We start from the raw sequence: 16,227 nt of genomic DNA on the forward strand, positions 1-16,227 counted from the left end.
GCCCGCGCAAGAGGTCGCGCGCCTTACGCAGCAGCGTCGCGAACAACGCGCTCACGAACGGCCTTGGCCGGATTTCCACGCCAATGGGCGCCATGTTCGAGGATCTCACCCTTCATCAGAAACGAGTCCGGATCGAGCACGACATTGTCTCCTATGATTACGCCGTAGTGCACGAACGCCGCGCGGCCGATCGAGCAACCGCGTCCGATCTTGACGTAGTCGGACTTGAAAACTCTCTCCTCGAGCGAGTGGCCCTGGATCACGCAGCCTTCATTCAAGTTAGTCAATTCGCCAATCTCGATCAGCGTCTTGTCGTGCAGGCGGCAGCCGTCGTCGAACACCTTGCGGCCCACCTTAACGCCCAGCAGCCTGGAGACCAGGCTCCTGAACGGCGTGCCCTTGAACAGGAACGACAACGGCGATCCGCAGAATTTCCAGTGCCGCTCGTGATACCAGAAATGCTCGTCATACATCGACACGAGTTGCGGCGTCAGCTCCTTGAACCCAAGGCTTGCGCGCTCGACCAGGCCGAACCAGAGGATCGTGAACAGAGAGGCGAATATGCCATAAGTAAAGATCGCACGCACGCCGTGCAGGTGAAAATAGGACGTCGCCACGAACTGCGACAGCAGCAGGACGTAGAGCCACAGCCAAATGCTGAGCAGGAAGCCCGCCATGGTGAGGACATTGTAGCGGTTCTTCGCGCCGAGACGACGTTGCTGAGTGCACTCGTCAATCGCGAACGTCTTGTCGAGCCCGACGACCCGCGGGATCTCGAAGCAGGGCGAACCCAGGAGGCCGACGTTATCGCGCGCCGGACCGTCAATCGGGACCATGACCTTGGTGCCGAGCAGGCAGTTGGCGCCGCTCTTGCCTGCGGCTGGATAGTAGATGTTGTTGCCAAGATAGCTGTGGTCGCCAATTTTGACCCTGCCAAATCTAAATGAACTGCTCGACATCGCGACGTTGGTCATCGTCAGACCGTCCGCGATCATCGTTCCGCTGCCGATGTCGCATAGGAATGGATTGTCATGGCGCTGGAGGAGTCCGAAGTTGGAGCCGGTCTGCACCACCTTGTTCAGCTGATAACCGGCCCAGCCAAGGTAGTTGACGATGTAAGAGCTGTCGCCGAACAGGACGTTCAAAAAGGCGGAATTGCTGAGCGTCGAGACGCTTCGATGGAGCAGATAGTGAACGCCATAAAGAACGTAAGTCTTGTCCTCCTCCAGAAAAGACTGGAGCAACCGCGGCAGGAGAACGACGCTCAGCAGCCGCACGACGACCACGCCGAAGAGCAGCACGGCCGAAGGCAGCAGGATTTCACCCAAAAAGAAGAATACCGCGACCGGCTCATGTAGCAGCAGGGTCCTGCTGTTGATTCTGTCGAGATAGGGGAGCAGATGATACAGCAGCAGGGTCGCGAGCGGCAGCATGACTGCGAAGACGCCGATGAGCTGACCGGTAGAATAGAGCACGCGCCGCAGCGGTGTGCAGGAGCGCGCTTCGACAGTACAGTAGTTCGCCGTCGTCTCCTGTGCGGGCGAGCCGTGGTAGTGCTTACCCTCGGCAGCGCGCTGGCAGGTCTGCAAGGACGACGCGTGGCCAAGCTGGGCGCGATCCTCCAAGCCAGAGTCGATATCGAGCACGCTCGCTTCGCCGACGTATACGTTGTCGCCGATGCGGATCGATCCGATGTGGATGTAGTTGGCTTGTGCCTTGTAGCCCACCGCGACTACGTCGTTCCGCAGGATCGTGCTGTCGCCGATCGAGATCAGGTCGGTGCAGACCGGCAGCAGCTTCGACTGGATCACCGTGTTGCGGCCGATCCTGGCGCCGAGCAGCCGCAAATAGACATTGTAGATCGGGCTGCCGACGAACAGCGCCATCGGCGCACTGCGAATGAGTTCCCTGACCAGCCAGAAACGGAAATAGCGTAGGCTCCAGATCGGGATGACTTCTTCTTTCCATTTTCCGATCAGCAGCCATTTTGCGGTGACGGGAATGGCGTTCAGCGCCACGAAGGACGCAGCCGTGTAGGCTACGATGCGCAGATAAACCTCCGCAGTGTTATCGATCACCGCATAGGTCCACTCGAAGCCGGTCGTGAGCAGCCAGGCCCAAAACAAGCCGTACGAGGCGTAATACAGGAGCTGCAGAGCTCCGCAGCGGTAATATTCAAGGTCCGAAGGCCTGTGGGAGGGCAGTTTTTTCGACGCAACCGCGACCTCAGCCGTCGGCGCGGTCAAGCGACTTGCGAGCTTCGCAATGGTCGGATTGAGGTAGATGTCGCGCATCGAAACATCAGATTTCAAGCGCGTTCGGATCTTCGAGCAAAAGCGCGCCATCAGCAACGAATGCGCGCCCAGGTCCTGGAAGAAATTGTCCTCGATCGAGACGCGCTCAATCTTCATGACCTCGGTGAGCGCGCGTGCGAGCGCCGCCTCGGTCTCGTTGCGCGGGGCAACCAGGTTGGCGCTGTCGGCCGAGCTGCGAAACCCTTTGGGCGGCGGCAGGTTCTTCCGGGCCGCTTTGTGACTCGACGACATTGGGATGATGGGTAGCTGTTCGACATAGGTCGGCACCATGTAGGGCGGCAGATGTCTGCGCAGCGTCTCCGAGATGACGGCGGACGACGGGGCTGTCGCTCCCTGTTTGAGGGAATAGTAGGCGACGAGTTCCGGGGCGCCGGGCTCGAACGCGTAGGTGTCGACCACCGACTGAGCGATCTGCGGGATCTGCATCAGAACGGATTCGATCTCGCTCAACTCGATGCGGTAGCCGCGGATCTTGACCTGGGTATCGATGCGGCCGAGGAACTCGATTTCGCCCTGCTCGTTGATGCGGCCAAGGTCACCGGTGCGGTAGATGCGCTTGGAAGGGTTGTTGGCGATGTGGAGGAAATCTGCGACGAACTTTTTCTCCGTCGGATCCGGCCGGTTTAGATAGCCAGCGGCGAGCCCGATGCCGGCGATACCGATCTCCCCGAGCGCGCCGTCGTCGACCGCACGGTCCTCGTGTTCGTCGAGAATCACGATCGTATAGGTCGGCAACGGCCTGCCGATGGTCACCGGCTTATCCGGATGGAGTTCGGTCAACGTGGCGCTGACCGTGGCCTCGGTCGGGCCGTAGGCGTTCAGAATGGTGCGCCCGGCGCGATGCCAGCGAACTACCAAATTGTGTGGGCAGGCTTCGCCGGACACGAGAAGTATCCGCACGTCCGGCAGGTCCCTTTCGATCGTCGCCAGCAAGGTGGGGACGCAGGCGAAATAGGTAATTCGCCGCTCCGCGAGAAAATCGGCGAGGTCGTCGCCGACGAGGCTCGCTCCCGGTTTCCCCGGCACCAAGGTCGCGCCGGCGATGAGCGGAACCCAGAGTTCTTCGACCGAGAAGTCGAAGGCGATTGTCATGCCTTGATAGGCGCGATCGCCTTCATGGATGCCGTAGACCTCCGCCGCGACCTTGACGAAGTTGCAGATGCTAGAGTGCTCGATCGCGACGCCTTTTGGCGCGCCGGTCGTGCCTGACGTGTAGATGATGTAGCAGACCTGATCGACCACCGCGGATTTCTCGTGATCGGCCAGCCGCGCCGTTTCCTTGACGTCGATCTCGCGCGCGGCGGCGTCGAGAAAGATTGTCCGGACGGCGAAATCCTTGAGCTTCGGGCGAAAGACCGACAGCGAAACGATCGCCTTCACCTCGGCGTCGCTCAGGATAAAACCGATCCGCTCGGCGGGAAAGCCGGCGTCGAGCGGGACGTAGGCCGCATTGATCTTCAGCACCGCCAGCAGCGCGACATAGCTGTCGACTGTCTTGTCGAACATGAGGCCGATGCGGTCGCCTGACTTCATGCCTTGCTCGATCAAATGCCGCGCCACCTGGTTGGCGCGTTTTTCGAGGTCACGAAAGGTGAAGACGGCGTCGTCGGTGACGACCGCTTCGGGGCGCGCATTACCCGAGGCGTGCAGCTGGTCGCAACGCTGCTCGAACAGGTGGTCGAGGCGCTCGCCATCCTTCCAACGAATGGCATTGTCCGCGTGCGTGCAAATCAACATGTGGGTCTCGCTTCGCCGGGGCCCCTACGGCAATTGTTTTATCGCGATATGGAATTGGCACCAACGGGCGATCGGCTGAAAACGCGCAGGTCCAGTGCGGCGCGCCGGCCCATGTCCCCTTCGGGTCAATTTCGACGGATTCAGCGGGGGGTGTCGGCAGGTTGATGTCCGCTTCTGCCCGTAAGCGCCGAACCCGGGCCGGGCCAGGAGCGTTGCGTTTGGCCAAACCCCTTGATTCAAACTCCCCAAACTGGGGGCTCGAATCATCCGCTACGAACTCGCCGATTATGAATGGGTTCCCATCAAGTCGATGCTGCCGAACAAGCCGCGCGGCGTTCCTCGAGTAAACGACCGTCGTGTCCTCAATGGCATCTTCTGGGTGTTGCGATCAGTAGCACCCTGGCGTGATCTGCCGGAGGCGTTTGGCCCATATACCGCCTGCTACAACCGATTCGTCCGTTGGCGGCGGGCTGGTGTCTGGGGCCGCATCATAGAGGCACTTGCCGCTGCCCATGATGCCGCTGTCCAAATGATCGACACTTCTAACCAACTCGCCGCCGCCTTCGCGAATAGCTTCGTGGATCAGCAGCCTGACCGCGCGCAGGAATTTCTCGGAGTGTGGATCAAGCGCCGACCCCGGTACAGGGGCGGAAGAATCGTAGATTGTCTGAATGACCTTCGCCCGGCTGAACGTCGAACCGGGACCCCGGTATCCGCCGCCTCGTAAAGATCGGGCTGAGGGCTCGGAAATGACGCGCGATTTTATTGTCCGCGCGAATCTTGCCGACAAGCTGTTGTAATTCGCGAAAGGTAGGCTCCTCGCGCACTCCCGCGCGTGACATCCCGGATTCAGCGCTACAGGAAACTCGCTTCCGATACCGGTTGGCCACTTGCACGGGAAAAGCCGCCGGTCAATCGTGGGCCGTCAAACCGCCGCGGGAGAGGACCATGAGCGCGCACGAAAGCATGGAACAAGCCGAGCAAACGCATCATGCGTCGGGAGAGAACAAGAAGATCGCGCTGCTGATCGCCGTCATCGCGCTCTGCCTCGCGCTGTCCGAGACGCTGGGCAAGGGCACCCAGACCGAATCGATCAGCAAGAACGTGGAGTCCTCCAATCTCTGGGCCTTTTTCCAGGCCAAGAGCATCCGTCGCACCACGGTCCAAATCCAGGCCGATCAAGCCAAGCTCAGCCTCATGCTGGCGAAGGACGAGGCGACCAGGGCTGCGCTGCAAAAACAGATCGACGAGTGGCAGGAGACCGCGGCGCGCTATCGTTCCGACCCGAGTACCGGCGAGGGACAGGATCAACTCGCTGAGAGCGCCAAACACGCCGAGGACGCGCGTGATCTCGCGATGGCGAAATATCATCACTTCGAGCTGGCGTCGGCCGCGTTCCAGATCGCGATCGTGCTGGCGTCGGCCGCCATCATCACCGGCATGATTGTGCTGGCGTGGATATCGGGACTGCTGGCGGTCGCTGGCGTCGGGGTCACAGCGATCGGGATGTTTGCGCCCCACGCATTGCACCTGCTGGGACACTGACGACCATATTTGCGCGCCTATCGCGAACGCTTTTTCCGGACGCACTGGATCAGGCGAGCAGCTCACTGGCTTACGCCACGCCTTGCAGGTCGTCGCGGCAATGGACATAGGCCAGCGCGACGCCCTTGGACCCGCCGACAGGAATGGTTATGCAATTACCACGTGCCGACGCTGAAGCCGAATGACGGACCATAATATCCATAGCCGCTGTAGACGCCGACGCGCGGGGCGTAATAGCGGGGACGATAGTAGCGAGGTTCGTAGCCGGCATCGTCATCGTAGTAGTATCGGCGTTCGACGTAGCGCCGAGGATGCGTGCGATAGCAGTTGCCGTAGTCGTCACACACCATATGTGCGCGCACCAGCGGTACGGTTTCTGTCACCACTCGTGTCGGATGCAGCGGAGCGGCGGAAGCGGAAAAAGCGAGCAACAGGCTCGCGCCGACGAGAAGATTGGTTTTAAGCATCGGAAACGTCCTCGTGGAAATGGCTTCAAACGTTGACATCTAACTTATACCCGGCAATCGGCGCCCGCCAGCGCAACATGACGCGAGCCCAGGCCCATCCGCCTTGTGGAGATCGGGCTCACAAGAGGGAAGTGAGCTATCCTCCGATAGTCGCTGGTGGTAGCCACATCAGTGTTTGAAGTGCACGGACATGCTCACCTGGTGAAATCCTCGGGGAATCATCTATGCTTTTGATCCAGGCTCTGGTGGCGGTTTTCTTAGGATCGCGCCTGATTTAGCTTCTCACCAAGAGAGGGCCGGACTCAATTGGCAAGGCCGTTTTTATCAATGCCGTGACCGCGCTTGCCGCCGTGATCATAGCGGCGTTCGGCTTCGCGTACGGTGGACCGCCGCGCTTCAATATGGCGCTGTCGGTATACGGTCGTGCTCAATTGATAGTTTTGCTCTTTGATGTGATCGCTTAATTCCGATCAAGCCGTCAACCGAACCACGATAATGCCCGCTGGCCAAGGTTGGGCCAGCACCGCGACCGAGCCGGCGAAAGATAAAATGGCATGGATGTCCGAAATCAACGAAGAGCGAGTGGTGTGGAATGAAGTCTTTCACGCTGAGACTTTTGATTTCCGCAGCCAAATAAACTTTCGCCGATACGACGAGTGTATCTTCGTCAAATGCACATTGTTGATGGATGCCGAGACCGAGCAGATCGCGTTCACGGGATGCACGTTCAAGGACTGCAATATGGATAGCATCGATGCCGACGAAGCGCGTGGCATAGTCTCTAAAGACAACATGTTCGAGCGGCCTCTAGACGAGCAGCGAAAAGACTTTGAGGAACGCCTAGCCGCAGTTCTCAGCCAACGGATGCCGAAGCCGTCCTAGCGGGACGATCCTCAAAGTCCGACTTCACCTCCCGCCGTCCTGTGCCTACCGCATATCAAATCTGGGCATATTGATGGTTGTGCCTGTCGCAAATCAAATCCGAATATATTGGTGATGCAGCCCGCCCAGGATTGGAAGGCGAATACGCCCTGCTCTGAACCGTGCGCGATAGGGGCGCATCCTTGTCCAACGACAGGTGCGTGCGCGTCTTATTATAGCAGTTCATGTAAGACAGTAGCACGTGACGAAGATGCCGCTCGCCGAACACAGCAACGTGGTTAAGGCACTCCCGCCGGATCGAACCGATCAGCCGTTCAGCATATGCGTTTTGCCATGGCGAGCGCGGCGACGTCGATCGATCACGAGTGCCCATGGATCGAGCGGATCACCGTCTCAGGCTTCAAAATCGCCAGAGCCCCTAGAACACTTGGCGCCAAACGATACAGCCCAGCAAATATCCAACCGATCCAAAGTGCTGAAATTCAGCCGCTTTGGTGATTGACGTCGCTGGATGTTAAGCTGATGACGAAGGATCAGTATCTCGGCTTCCAGCGAGGCCCGCGACCGGAATAATCCGACCAGCGCCAACCAGACCACGCTGCAAGCTTCTCTCATAAGGCCGAAGCATTGCGCGATTCGGCCTCAGTTGTCAGCCGGATTAGGTTTCCGACAGGGGCAGATGTCGCAGCACCGCATTCTCAGCTTCAAGCCGCAACTTCGACTTGAATGGCGAGGCCAGGACGGCCAGAGCGAAACAGAGCAGCCCGATCATTCCGCCAGCTTAGGCGATTCCGTCACATCATCAACTCGGATGAGGTTTTCGGCATACACAGCAGGTGGCGGTTTCGGCGGAACGATTTATGGACGGAGTGCTCGGGGAAAAGCGACGCAAGACCGGCTGGATGCCGGCACGCCGCACTGAACCGAGATTACTTCTCTCAGTATCGTCCCGGCGTATTGCCCATGCCACCGCGACCGGAACCGCCGCTCCCGAAGCCAACGCCGCGGCCGCCAAAACCGCCGATGATGCCAATGGATGGCATCGGCAACGGAACGTAGCTGCGCGGCGGCGGCGGGTCGTCGACATAGTCGTAGTCCGATTGGCGATTGCGGCGCGGAGGAGTGTCGACGTACCGCGAACGGTCCGGCTTGGCCTGTTTCTTCGGCGGCGCTTCGGCCTTTTTCTTCTGCGGCAGAGGCGGCGCACTGCAAGGACAGGTCGGTCCCGCCACAGCAGCAGCGACGGCCGTATTCGGATTGTCGGGCCGGTTGCGCAGGCGCTCCTCGAGCTTGCGTGCCGTCGACGTCAGATCGCTATCAGGGTATTCGGCGAGGAAGCCACGATAACCGGCCGCCGTATTGGTGATGATCGCCCTGTTCCAGGCCACCATCCTGAGGTGACGATCGAGCCACTGCCGCGCCCCGAGGCCGAACGGCGTGTCCGGATAGAGATCGACGAACGCCGCATAGGCTTCGTCGCTGCCGTCGCCGACGATTATCTCATTGGCTTGCTCGGCGGTCTTGCCCTTCAGCTCGCGCCGCCACTCCTCGACAGTCCGCTTTGTCCTGGATTCGGCGGGTTGCCTGGCGCTGGCGGCACTGTCAGGGAAAAACTCGAAACCATCCGTCAACGAGGAGCTGTCCCACGGCGTCTGGCGGCCATTCGTCGCCTTGTTGACCGCCAGCCGGACGCGCTTGAAGGCCTGCTCGATCGAGAGTCCCGCCTCACGCCCGACGGACAAGAGCGCCGCCGTGTAGGGACTGTCCGCGCCAGTCCCATCTTCCGCCTCGGCGCCCGGCGATGTCGAGAATGACAGGAACGTGCCGGGCGCGGCGACCTTGGCATCGACGATCGCGAGACCATGTCCCACCGTCTTGTCGATCGCGGGGAACGGGTTGTTGCGGCACGCGTCGAGTAGCACGATGCGCATGCGGCTCGGAACTGACGTCAGGGTATTCATGATGTCGTTGAGACGAACCGCCTGCAGCGGAATATCGGCCTCGCGCTTCGGATCGAGATCGACGGGGATCAGGAAATTCTCGCCATCGACCTGCAAGCCGTGACCGGCATAGAAAATCAGCGCGACAGTGTCGGGGCCCTTCGCCGCGACCTTTGCCGCGAATTCGCCGACCTTCTCGCGCATTTCCGTCTGCGACAGGTCGGACGCCGTCAGCACCTCGAAACCGGCGTCGCCGAGCATCTGGGTCATGGCCTTGGCGTCGTTGGTGGGATTGGGCAGCGGCGTCACCCCACGATAGGCCGACTGACCGATCACCAGCGCCAGACGGTTCTCCGCAGCGGCCGCATGCGCGGTGAGCACCATGGCGGCGATTGCCCCGAAGACGATCGAGCGAAACATCGATAATGTCATGGCAAAGTTCCTGCGCATTTCTTGTTCAACGGTTGTCGGCTTGCCCGGCGTAACGGTTCAGCGTGCGCGGCTGTGTCGCTGTGAATAGGCGTCGAAGAGTGACCGCACTAGCGCCAAGGAGATCAATAGCTTAGCGCGCCGGTCGGCGTCCGGACCCCACGCCGATCAACAGTTTTATTCTGAATGGCGCGCCATTTGCGTACAAAACCACGAACATTTCCCGCAATAGCGGCTTGGAGGATATCCTTGCTGCCGAGGATCCGGATGGCCTTGTCGTCGACCTCGACGGCGTCGATGATCGAATGGATGTAGTACGCGGCAATCTTTCTGGCATCGACGGCGGCATCGCTAAGCTCTCGCTGCAGATCGAGTAACCTCTGGTCGGCGGAGGCGCTCTTGCGAGACATCCTTTCTCTTGAGCCTCAAGGGAAGATCGAAAGCTGGCGATGCTTTGCCAGCAGCATTTCCACCCAGTGCGCCCGCGATCAAATTAATTAGAATCTACTCCATGGTTCGCCCCCTTGGTCCCGAGATGTCGACAACGTAGCAGACGGGGTATCTCTCGTTGATAAGTTGTAAATCCAACTGGACCGGATGCGAACCTCAGCGCACCGAGTTGCCGTTTCGTCGCCGACTGCGTATGACGCATGTGCAATGAAAAAGTCGATTTCTATCAGCAACGGTCATAGAAAATGGACGGCGACAGAAGTCAAAAAGCTTCGAGGTTTAATCAAACTGCGGGTATCACCATCTCGAATAGCGCGGATGCTCGGGCGAACCCGCAAAGATATTCAATTAAAGGCTGATGCGCTCGGCATCAGCATAGATGTGCGTGAAGACCATCCCTAGCAGGGCGCTGAAAAACAGTCTCGCGTTTGGATCGATTTGATGATTCCGTTGTTGCGGGCGAGACGACGGGGGTGATTTGCGATGCGAGGCGGGGAAGAACGATCGGACGGGATGTTCAGCTATGTTCGGCTGGAGAATCGCGTTGCGAAGGATCATCCGCTGCGGCCGATCCGTGCACTGGTCGATGAGGTTCTGGCCGGGATGAGTACCCGGTTCGCCGCGCTTTATTCGCATACCGGTCGTCCCTCGATCCCGCCGGAGCAATTGCTGAAGGCGCTGCTGCTGCAGGCGTTCTTTTCGGTGCGGTCGGAGCGGCAACTGATGGAGCAGCTCGACTATAATCTGTTGTTCCGCTGGTTCGTCGGATTGTCGATGGATGCGTCGGTTTGGGACGCCACGACGTTTACGAAGAATCGTGACCGGCTGCTTCAAGGCGACGTGGCGCGCGAGTTCCTGGCGGCGGTTCTGTCGCAGCCGCGGGTGAAGCGGCTTCTGTCGAACGACCACTTCAGCGTCGACGGCACGTTGATTGAGGCCTGGGCGTCGATGAAGAGCGTGCGGCCGAAAGACGATGGCGCGCCACCCCCATCCGGTGACGGCGGCCGCAACGTCGAGGTAAACTTCAGGGGCGAGAGGCGCACCAACGACACGCACGCCTCGACGACGGACCCTTCGGCGAAGCTCTACAAGAAAAGCCCCGGCGTCGGGGCCGCGCTGTGCTTCATGGGACATGCCCTGATGGAGACGCAACGGGCTGATCGTCGACGCCGTGCTGACGCCGGTCGATGGCCATGCCGAGCGCGCCGCTGCGCTGATCATGGTCGAACCGTTGGCGGACCGCCCGACGCGCATCACACTCGGCGCGGACAAGGGCTACGACGCCGTGTTGCTAAGGCGGCCAACCGCGAACGGCTTCTGATCGTCCAGCGTTGGCGGCGAGAGCTCCAGCGTCGTGCATTCCGTTGCGGCCTTGCACCGTTCTGCGGCACCGAGAGCAATGCAGACCCGGTAAACGCGCATCCGGTCGGCGGGCGGCAACGGGACGGGCAGTCGATAGCCGCCTGCCGTCGTTTCGTATTCGGAATTCGCCTCGCTCGAGGGTCTGGTATCGAACAGAGCCTGATAGAAGGGGCTTCTCATGAGCTCGCGCGAATCCCGGGCGAGCTTGTCGGAGCAAGCCATACAAAAAGCGAATGAGAATGCCATCGATGCTCAATCCGCACCTCGCCGACATCGAGCGCTGGCTGGCGGCCGAGCCCCGTCTGACTGCGCTGGCAACTCTCGGTCGCCTCGTCGAGCAACGCCCCGAACAGTTCGGTCCGCCGCAGCACATTATCGTGCAGCGCTTGTTGCGGTCGCTCAGACGCAAAGCAGCCGAGACGATCATCCCGCGCACGGCTGAGGGTGTGGCACTGGCCGGTGATCCCGGGACTGGGACCGCCGCTGCGTGTGATGGGCACTCCGCGACGTCGAGCAATGATGCCACCTCGGACCGGCCGACAGTCGGACCAACATCCGTCAAGCGAAAGTAACATCCCCAGGTGAGGCGATACGCAGAGCCAAACTTCGGCGCCGATTGACAGTTTTTGCCGGACGTTAGAGAACTGCATCGTCGCCACAAGATTGCGGGCGCTTCAATGCGGTAAGGAGAAAGGAACAGGTGCGATGACGCCCGAGATCCTTGCTCATCTTGAAACACGACAAAGAATCCCGACTGGTGTATGGGCCCTCGGCTTCGTCTCGATGCTGATGGACATCTCGTCCGAGATGATCCATGCGCTGCTCCCCGTCTACATGGTAACGGTGCTCGGCACCTCAGCCCTGACCGTCGGCGTCATTGAAGGCATCGCTGAAGCGACCGCCTCGATCACCAAGGTCTTCTCTGGTGCACTGAGCGATTGGCTCGGCAAACGCAAACTCCTCGCCGCGCTCGGTTATGGCGTGGCCGCCTTCACCAAGCCGATCTTTCCTCTTGCACCCTCGGTTGGATGGTTGATCGCAGCGCGCTTCATCGACCGTATCGGCAAGGGCATCCGTGGTGCGCCGCGTGACGCGCTGGTTGCCGACATCGCCCCCGCACATCTGCGCGGCGCGAGTTTCGGTCTACGTCAATCGCTGGACACGATCGGCGCTTTCATCGGCCCGCTGCTGGCCATCGGCCTGATGTGGCTGACAGCCAATTATTTTCAGGCGGTGTTTTGGATTGCCGTCATTCCGGCATTCCTATCCGTCGGGCTGATCATCGTTGCCGTGAAGGAGCCGGAGCGCCCGAAGGAGCTGCGCCGTATTCGCATGCCGCTGCATCGCGATGAACTAAGCCGTCTGGGAGCGCCCTATTGGTGGGTCGTGGCGGTAGCAGCGGTCTTCATACTCGCCCGCTTCAGCGAAGCCTTTCTCATCTTGCGCGCACAATCGATCGGAGTGCCATTGGCGCTGATCCCGATCGTTCTGGTGATCATGAGCCTCGCTTATTCCCTGTCGGCCTATCCCATCGGCGTGCTGTCCGATCGCGTCAATCGCCTGACCCTTTTGGCCATTGGCCTTGTCCTACTTCTCCTGGCCGATCTCGTGCTCGCCTTTGCGACAGACTTCATCTGGGTCGGGATCGGCGTCGTGCTTTGGGGCCTCCATATGGGCTTCACGCAGGGCTTGCTGGCAACCTTGATTGCCGAGACCGCGCCGGCAGAACTGCGCGGAACCGCCTTCGGCATGTTCAATCTAATGATCGGTGTCGCGCTGCTCGTGGCCAGCGTCGTCGCCGGCGCGCTTTGGGACATCACGGGCCCACAAGGCACATTCCTGGCAGGAGCCGCCTTCACCGTGCTGACCCTCGCAGGATTGTTTGCCATCCGCGGCCGGCTGAGCGAGTGGACCGAAGCCTGAACAACCGCAGCGTTATCCGCTGACCTCACTCATCACGCCCCAAACACCGCACATGCAGCGGTTCTGGAGGTCGAACCGAGGAACTGCCTATGTATGAACTCGACGCCGCAGCAACACACGCTATCAACGGCTTGGCAGAACGAAGCGCCGCCGTCGATTTTCTGATGATCTGGGTTTCGGTTATCGGAATCCCGCTCCTAGTTCTGGCGGTCGCAGGGCAATGGTGGCGGCAGACCGACAGACCACACACCCGCCATGTTCTCGTCGCGGCGGGACTCTCATTCCTTCTCGGCTTGGCCCTCAATCAGTTCATCTTGCTGTTCGTCCATCGGATGCGACCGTACGATGGTGGCATTACTCATCTCCTGATCGAACGCAGCGGCGACTTCTCGTTTCCTTCGGATCACGCGACAGCTACCTTTGCCATCGCTGCGACGTTCCTGCTGCATGGGATGCGGCGTTTAGGATGTGGGTTCTTGGCTGCGGCTCTGTTGGTGACATTCTCGCGCGTCTACCTCGGAACGCACTACGCAAGCGACGCTTTGGGCGGGGCCCTGACCGGTGTTGTTGCAGCCGCCGTGGTGCGCTCGGTCTTTTGGGAAGGCACGCGGGCCGATCGCTTCATTACCGATATTTTGTAGGTATCGTTGAGATTGTGACGTGTTTGTTCTTGTGCGCCATCCGCGTAGTCAAGCCTCCAGCAGCGGCGGTGCTCTTCGATCGGCTTGCAAGCGTCTCTGGGCGCGGTGCGGGCGCAGACCGACGCGCAGGGCCTGTATCTGCTGGAGAACGTCACGCCGGGTGAAGCAGTGCTGGTGATCGATGGCCGGCAGGCGCGCGCGAGGCGGGCATATCCGATCCGGTCGACCACGGCGTGCACGGGACGCGGGTGCGGGCGGACGCGGGACACACCATGGCGCTGCCGTGGGTGATGGCCCGATCGCATCGGAATGTGGTCGTGGTGGCATTGGCCGCCAAGCTGGCACGCATGATCTGGGCTTCGCTGCGCCATGAACGCGCCTACGCCAGTCGAATGGCTCCAGATAGATGATCGAGGTGAACTCGTCGCGATCGCCGGCCGGCTTGATCTGATAGTCGGCGAATCCTTCGGAGCGGACCGCCAGAACGTGCGCGTTGCGTGTGAATCGGCGCCCGGGTCACGTCGCTGGAAGGATGAGCAGTAACGTCCTGAAGGAAATTGAGAAAGCTTCGGCGGAGTGGGGTCACGATAGGCGCCGGTGTTGACCCCACCCCGGCGCGGGTTATGTCAACTGCGACAAGGAATTGTGGCCCATAGTTCACGGGGCCAAGTTCGGCGCCGATTAACACCCAGCCAGGGATGGCGGACCTTCCTGCGCAATCATGCCCCAGATATCGCGGCAATGGACTTGTTCGTTGTCCCGACTATCGGTTTCGACTTGCTTTATGCCTTCGTCATCGTCCGGCTAGACCGCAGAGACATGGTCTGGATCAATGTCACAGCAAACCCGACGGCAGAATGGGTTGCACGTCAGATAACGGAGGCATTTCCTTGGGATGATGCCCTGGTCTGCCCCCTGAAAAGTGGTCCTCCCTGAGTTAGGCTATTAGCCGTAGAGAGGACATTGGAATGCCCCAGAAGAAGCACAAGCCGGAAGAGATCGTCGCTAAGCTGCGCCAGGTCGATGTTTTGCTTTCACAAGGCAGATCGGTTGGCGAAGCGGTTCGTTCGATCGGCGTGACGCAGTTCACGTATTACCGGTGGCGCAAGGAGTTTGGTGGCTTGAAGGGCGACCAGGTGAAGCGGCTGAAGGAGCTGGAGACCGAGAACACCCGGCTCCGTCGAGCGGTGTCGGATCTGACGCTGGACAAGCTGATCTTGGCGGAGGCCGCAAAGGGAAACTTCTTCTCTATTCGGGGCGCATGATGCAAGCTCCTTTTTGCACGTCCACGATGTCAGAGATCATCCTGCGAGGCTCTTGCTTCTCTCCGAGGTCAGCATTTTGCAGCCTCATGATGGGATCAGAGGGAACGGGCGGAGCCATCTAAGCCGCGCGGTCGTAAGTGCGCCGCACGAGTTTCCTCGGTCTCACCCAATCCCGTCGTCCTCGCGGGACGCCTCCTCCAGCATGGAGGAAGTTGAATCGGTTGTCGTTTTCCTCTGTGATTAGGTTGTAGCTGCGCTCCAGCGGAAGTCGGTATCATCCCTCCACATCCGGTGAAGTATGACCGCGAGCTTGCGTGCAACTGCGACCATCGCCTTTTGCATTCCGCGCCGGCGCGCCACTGCAATGCCCCAGGCCTTGAGCGGGTTCCAGCGACCTGGGCCAGTTAATACGACGAGAGCTGCTTCATAAAGGCTGGATCGAAGCATCACATCCCCAGATCGGGAGATGCGGCCCGTCCTGGAGATCTCGCCGGACTGATAAATGCGCGGCGTAAGTCCGTAGTGAGCACCCACGCACTTGGATCTTGAGAATCGCGCGGGATTGTCGACGCACGTTCGGAACGTGAGAGCGACGATCGGTCCGACCCCTGGCGCGGACATCAGGCGGCGACAGACCGGATCGACCTGCACCAGATCAAGCAGCATGCGGTGAAGTTTAGCAAACTGAGCTCGTAGAGCTGCTCGTGCCTCTAACAACGAAGCGGCGATGGCAGCAACGAACGAATGATCTGCAACGAGCTCACGGATACGGTCCTCAAATTTGATTTTGCCAACCACACCCACCTTGAGTCCGAAATTACGCAGCGAGCCCCGCAGGTCATTCTCGATGTCATAAATCTTCCGCTGCAGTAATTTGCGAGAGGTCAGCAGAAGTCTTCGATGTTGGCTGGCGGGAGTTTTGACGTGGACTGCCTTGAACAGCCCGACCCGCATCATCTGGGCGATCCCGCGGGCGTCGTTCCGGTCGGTTTTGTTGATGCGTGCCGAGAGCGCTGCATGCATATGCCGGGTCTCGACACAGATCGCCGCAAGGCCAACGTCGACGAGACCGGCATAGATCCACTGGGATAATGGTCCTGCTTCCAATCCGATCCGCTCGAAAGGCTGACCGAACTCGTGCAAGCGACCGGCTATTGCCTCTGGTGCACTATCAACCATCGTCTCGAGAAGGACTCGCCCGTTCGCGTCCAGGACGCAAATAGCGGTCGTCTTCACGGAGATATCGAGGCCAGCAAACAGTGACATGACGG

General features: G+C 60.1%; 14 protein-coding genes and 5 pseudogenes. 11 read left to right on the top strand and 8 right to left on the bottom strand.

Annotated features, from left to right (window positions below; genetic code table 11):
* Positions 1-23: 23 nt before the first annotated feature.
* The gene (locus ACSZOQ_RS02625) at positions 24-4,052 is read right to left on the bottom strand and encodes a Pls/PosA family non-ribosomal peptide synthetase (protein WP_439924520.1); all 4,029 of its coding nucleotides are present in this window, start codon (positions 4,050-4,052) and stop codon (positions 24-26) included.
* A gap of 310 nt (positions 4,053-4,362) precedes the next feature.
* Here ACSZOQ_RS02625 and ACSZOQ_RS02630 point away from each other — a divergent pair.
* Together ACSZOQ_RS02630 and ACSZOQ_RS02635 are read left to right on the top strand one after the other, a co-directional pair.
* Positions 4,363-4,596 (top strand): annotated as a pseudogene (locus ACSZOQ_RS02630) (transposase); the annotation flags it as partial.
* A 404-nt stretch (positions 4,597-5,000) separates the two neighbouring features.
* Complete coding sequence (locus tag ACSZOQ_RS02635; RefSeq protein WP_439924521.1) at positions 5,001-5,597, top strand: DUF4337 domain-containing protein; 597 nt, start codon at positions 5,001-5,003, stop codon at positions 5,595-5,597.
* Between the two features lie 155 nt (positions 5,598-5,752).
* On the opposite strand, the gene ACSZOQ_RS02640 is transcribed toward ACSZOQ_RS02635, so the two are convergent.
* A complete protein-coding gene (locus tag ACSZOQ_RS02640) occupies positions 5,753-6,064 on the bottom strand; it encodes a hypothetical protein (RefSeq protein WP_439924522.1) in 312 nt (103 codons plus the stop codon).
* 495 nt (positions 6,065-6,559) lie between these two features.
* Between ACSZOQ_RS02640 and ACSZOQ_RS02645 the strand changes: the two genes are divergently transcribed.
* Positions 6,560-6,946, top strand: coding sequence for a hypothetical protein (locus tag ACSZOQ_RS02645; RefSeq protein WP_439924523.1), 387 nt, complete (start codon positions 6,560-6,562; stop codon positions 6,944-6,946).
* A gap of 55 nt (positions 6,947-7,001) precedes the next feature.
* On the opposite strand, the gene ACSZOQ_RS02650 is transcribed toward ACSZOQ_RS02645, so the two are convergent.
* The 3 genes from ACSZOQ_RS02650 to ACSZOQ_RS02660 form a co-directional block, all read right to left on the bottom strand.
* Positions 7,002-7,319: an integrase core domain-containing protein gene (locus ACSZOQ_RS02650; protein WP_439924524.1), complete on the bottom strand. Its 318-nt coding sequence runs from the start codon at positions 7,317-7,319 to the stop codon at positions 7,002-7,004.
* A 565-nt stretch (positions 7,320-7,884) separates the two neighbouring features.
* A complete protein-coding gene (locus ACSZOQ_RS02655) occupies positions 7,885-9,318 on the bottom strand; it encodes a caspase family protein (protein WP_439924525.1) in 1,434 nt (477 codons plus the stop codon).
* Positions 9,319-9,440: 122 nt separating this feature from the next.
* Positions 9,441-9,725, bottom strand: coding sequence for a hypothetical protein (locus ACSZOQ_RS02660; RefSeq protein WP_439924526.1), 285 nt, complete (start codon positions 9,723-9,725; stop codon positions 9,441-9,443).
* Between the two features lie 247 nt (positions 9,726-9,972).
* Here ACSZOQ_RS02660 and ACSZOQ_RS02665 point away from each other — a divergent pair, with 247 nt between their 5' ends.
* Together ACSZOQ_RS02665 and ACSZOQ_RS02670 are read left to right on the top strand one after the other, a co-directional pair.
* On the top strand, positions 9,973-10,167 hold the full coding sequence (locus ACSZOQ_RS02665) for a hypothetical protein (RefSeq protein ID WP_439924527.1): 195 nt from the start codon (positions 9,973-9,975) through the stop codon (positions 10,165-10,167).
* An 81-nt stretch (positions 10,168-10,248) separates the two neighbouring features.
* A pseudogene (locus ACSZOQ_RS02670) lies at positions 10,249-11,047 on the top strand (IS5 family transposase); the annotation flags it as partial.
* Here ACSZOQ_RS02670 and ACSZOQ_RS02675 read toward each other — a convergent pair.
* Positions 11,041-11,307: a hypothetical protein gene (locus ACSZOQ_RS02675; protein WP_439924528.1), complete on the bottom strand. Its 267-nt coding sequence runs from the start codon at positions 11,305-11,307 to the stop codon at positions 11,041-11,043. The pseudogene ACSZOQ_RS02670 and the gene ACSZOQ_RS02675 overlap by 7 nt on opposite strands.
* Before the next feature lie 53 nt (positions 11,308-11,360).
* On the opposite strand from ACSZOQ_RS02675, the gene ACSZOQ_RS02680 reads away from it, so the two are divergent.
* From ACSZOQ_RS02680 to ACSZOQ_RS02700, 5 genes and pseudogenes are all read left to right on the top strand, one after another.
* Positions 11,361-11,699, top strand: coding sequence for a hypothetical protein (locus ACSZOQ_RS02680; RefSeq protein ID WP_439924529.1), 339 nt, complete (start codon positions 11,361-11,363; stop codon positions 11,697-11,699).
* A gap of 133 nt (positions 11,700-11,832) precedes the next feature.
* The gene (locus ACSZOQ_RS02685; RefSeq protein WP_439924530.1) at positions 11,833-13,050 is read left to right on the top strand and encodes an MFS transporter; all 1,218 of its coding nucleotides are present in this window, start codon (positions 11,833-11,835) and stop codon (positions 13,048-13,050) included.
* Positions 13,051-13,139: 89 nt separating this feature from the next.
* Positions 13,140-13,691 (top strand): phosphatase PAP2 family protein, encoded by a 552-nt coding sequence (locus tag ACSZOQ_RS02690; RefSeq protein WP_439924531.1) that lies wholly within the window; start codon positions 13,140-13,142, stop codon positions 13,689-13,691.
* Between the two features lie 84 nt (positions 13,692-13,775).
* On the top strand, positions 13,776-13,982 hold the full coding sequence (locus tag ACSZOQ_RS02695; RefSeq protein WP_439926174.1) for a hypothetical protein: 207 nt from the start codon (positions 13,776-13,778) through the stop codon (positions 13,980-13,982).
* Positions 13,979-14,101 (top strand): annotated as a pseudogene (locus tag ACSZOQ_RS02700) (IS110 family transposase); the annotation flags it as partial. The gene ACSZOQ_RS02695 and the pseudogene ACSZOQ_RS02700, both read left to right, overlap by 4 nt.
* A gap of 16 nt (positions 14,102-14,117) precedes the next feature.
* Here the strand turns inward: ACSZOQ_RS02700 and ACSZOQ_RS02705 are convergent.
* Positions 14,118-14,174: pseudogene (locus ACSZOQ_RS02705) on the bottom strand (hypothetical protein); the annotation flags it as partial.
* A 485-nt stretch (positions 14,175-14,659) separates the two neighbouring features.
* On the opposite strand from ACSZOQ_RS02705, the pseudogene ACSZOQ_RS02710 reads away from it, so the two are divergent.
* Positions 14,660-14,941: pseudogene (locus ACSZOQ_RS02710) on the top strand (transposase); the annotation flags it as partial.
* A gap of 255 nt (positions 14,942-15,196) precedes the next feature.
* Here the strand turns inward: ACSZOQ_RS02710 and ACSZOQ_RS02715 are convergent.
* On the bottom strand, positions 15,197-16,222 hold the full coding sequence (locus ACSZOQ_RS02715) for an IS110 family transposase (protein ID WP_439922717.1): 1,026 nt from the start codon (positions 16,220-16,222) through the stop codon (positions 15,197-15,199).
* Between the last annotated feature and the right edge of the window lie 5 nt (positions 16,223-16,227).

Source organism: Nitrobacter sp. JJSN, assembly GCF_051912485.1.
GTDB lineage: Bacteria > Pseudomonadota > Alphaproteobacteria > Rhizobiales > Xanthobacteraceae > Nitrobacter.

What these genes read in the sequence shown, in the direction of transcription:
- ACSZOQ_RS02680 (WP_439924529.1), top strand. Translation starts at nt 11,361, where the DNA reads ATGAGAATGCCATCGATGCTCAATCCGCACCTCGCCGACATCGAGCGC.
- ACSZOQ_RS02665 (WP_439924527.1), top strand. Translation starts at nt 9,973, where the DNA reads ATGAAAAAGTCGATTTCTATCAGCAACGGTCATAGAAAATGGACGGCG.
- ACSZOQ_RS02635 (WP_439924521.1), top strand. Translation starts at nt 5,001, where the DNA reads ATGAGCGCGCACGAAAGCATGGAACAAGCCGAGCAAACGCATCATGCG.
- ACSZOQ_RS02640 (WP_439924522.1), bottom strand. Translation starts at nt 6,064, where the DNA reads ATGCTTAAAACCAATCTTCTCGTCGGCGCGAGCCTGTTGCTCGCTTTT.
- ACSZOQ_RS02715 (WP_439922717.1), bottom strand. Translation starts at nt 16,222, where the DNA reads ATGTCACTGTTTGCTGGCCTCGATATCTCCGTGAAGACGACCGCTATT.
- ACSZOQ_RS02675 (WP_439924528.1), bottom strand. Translation starts at nt 11,307, where the DNA reads ATGAGAAGCCCCTTCTATCAGGCTCTGTTCGATACCAGACCCTCGAGC.
- ACSZOQ_RS02690 (WP_439924531.1), top strand. Translation starts at nt 13,140, where the DNA reads ATGTATGAACTCGACGCCGCAGCAACACACGCTATCAACGGCTTGGCA.
- ACSZOQ_RS02655 (WP_439924525.1), bottom strand. Translation starts at nt 9,318, where the DNA reads ATGACATTATCGATGTTTCGCTCGATCGTCTTCGGGGCAATCGCCGCC.
- ACSZOQ_RS02650 (WP_439924524.1), bottom strand. Translation starts at nt 7,319, where the DNA reads ATGGGCACTCGTGATCGATCGACGTCGCCGCGCTCGCCATGGCAAAAC.
- ACSZOQ_RS02685 (WP_439924530.1), top strand. Translation starts at nt 11,833, where the DNA reads ATGACGCCCGAGATCCTTGCTCATCTTGAAACACGACAAAGAATCCCG.
- ACSZOQ_RS02660 (WP_439924526.1), bottom strand. Translation starts at nt 9,725, where the DNA reads ATGTCTCGCAAGAGCGCCTCCGCCGACCAGAGGTTACTCGATCTGCAG.
- ACSZOQ_RS02645 (WP_439924523.1), top strand. Translation starts at nt 6,560, where the DNA reads ATGCCCGCTGGCCAAGGTTGGGCCAGCACCGCGACCGAGCCGGCGAAA.
- ACSZOQ_RS02625 (WP_439924520.1), bottom strand. Translation starts at nt 4,052, where the DNA reads ATGTTGATTTGCACGCACGCGGACAATGCCATTCGTTGGAAGGATGGC.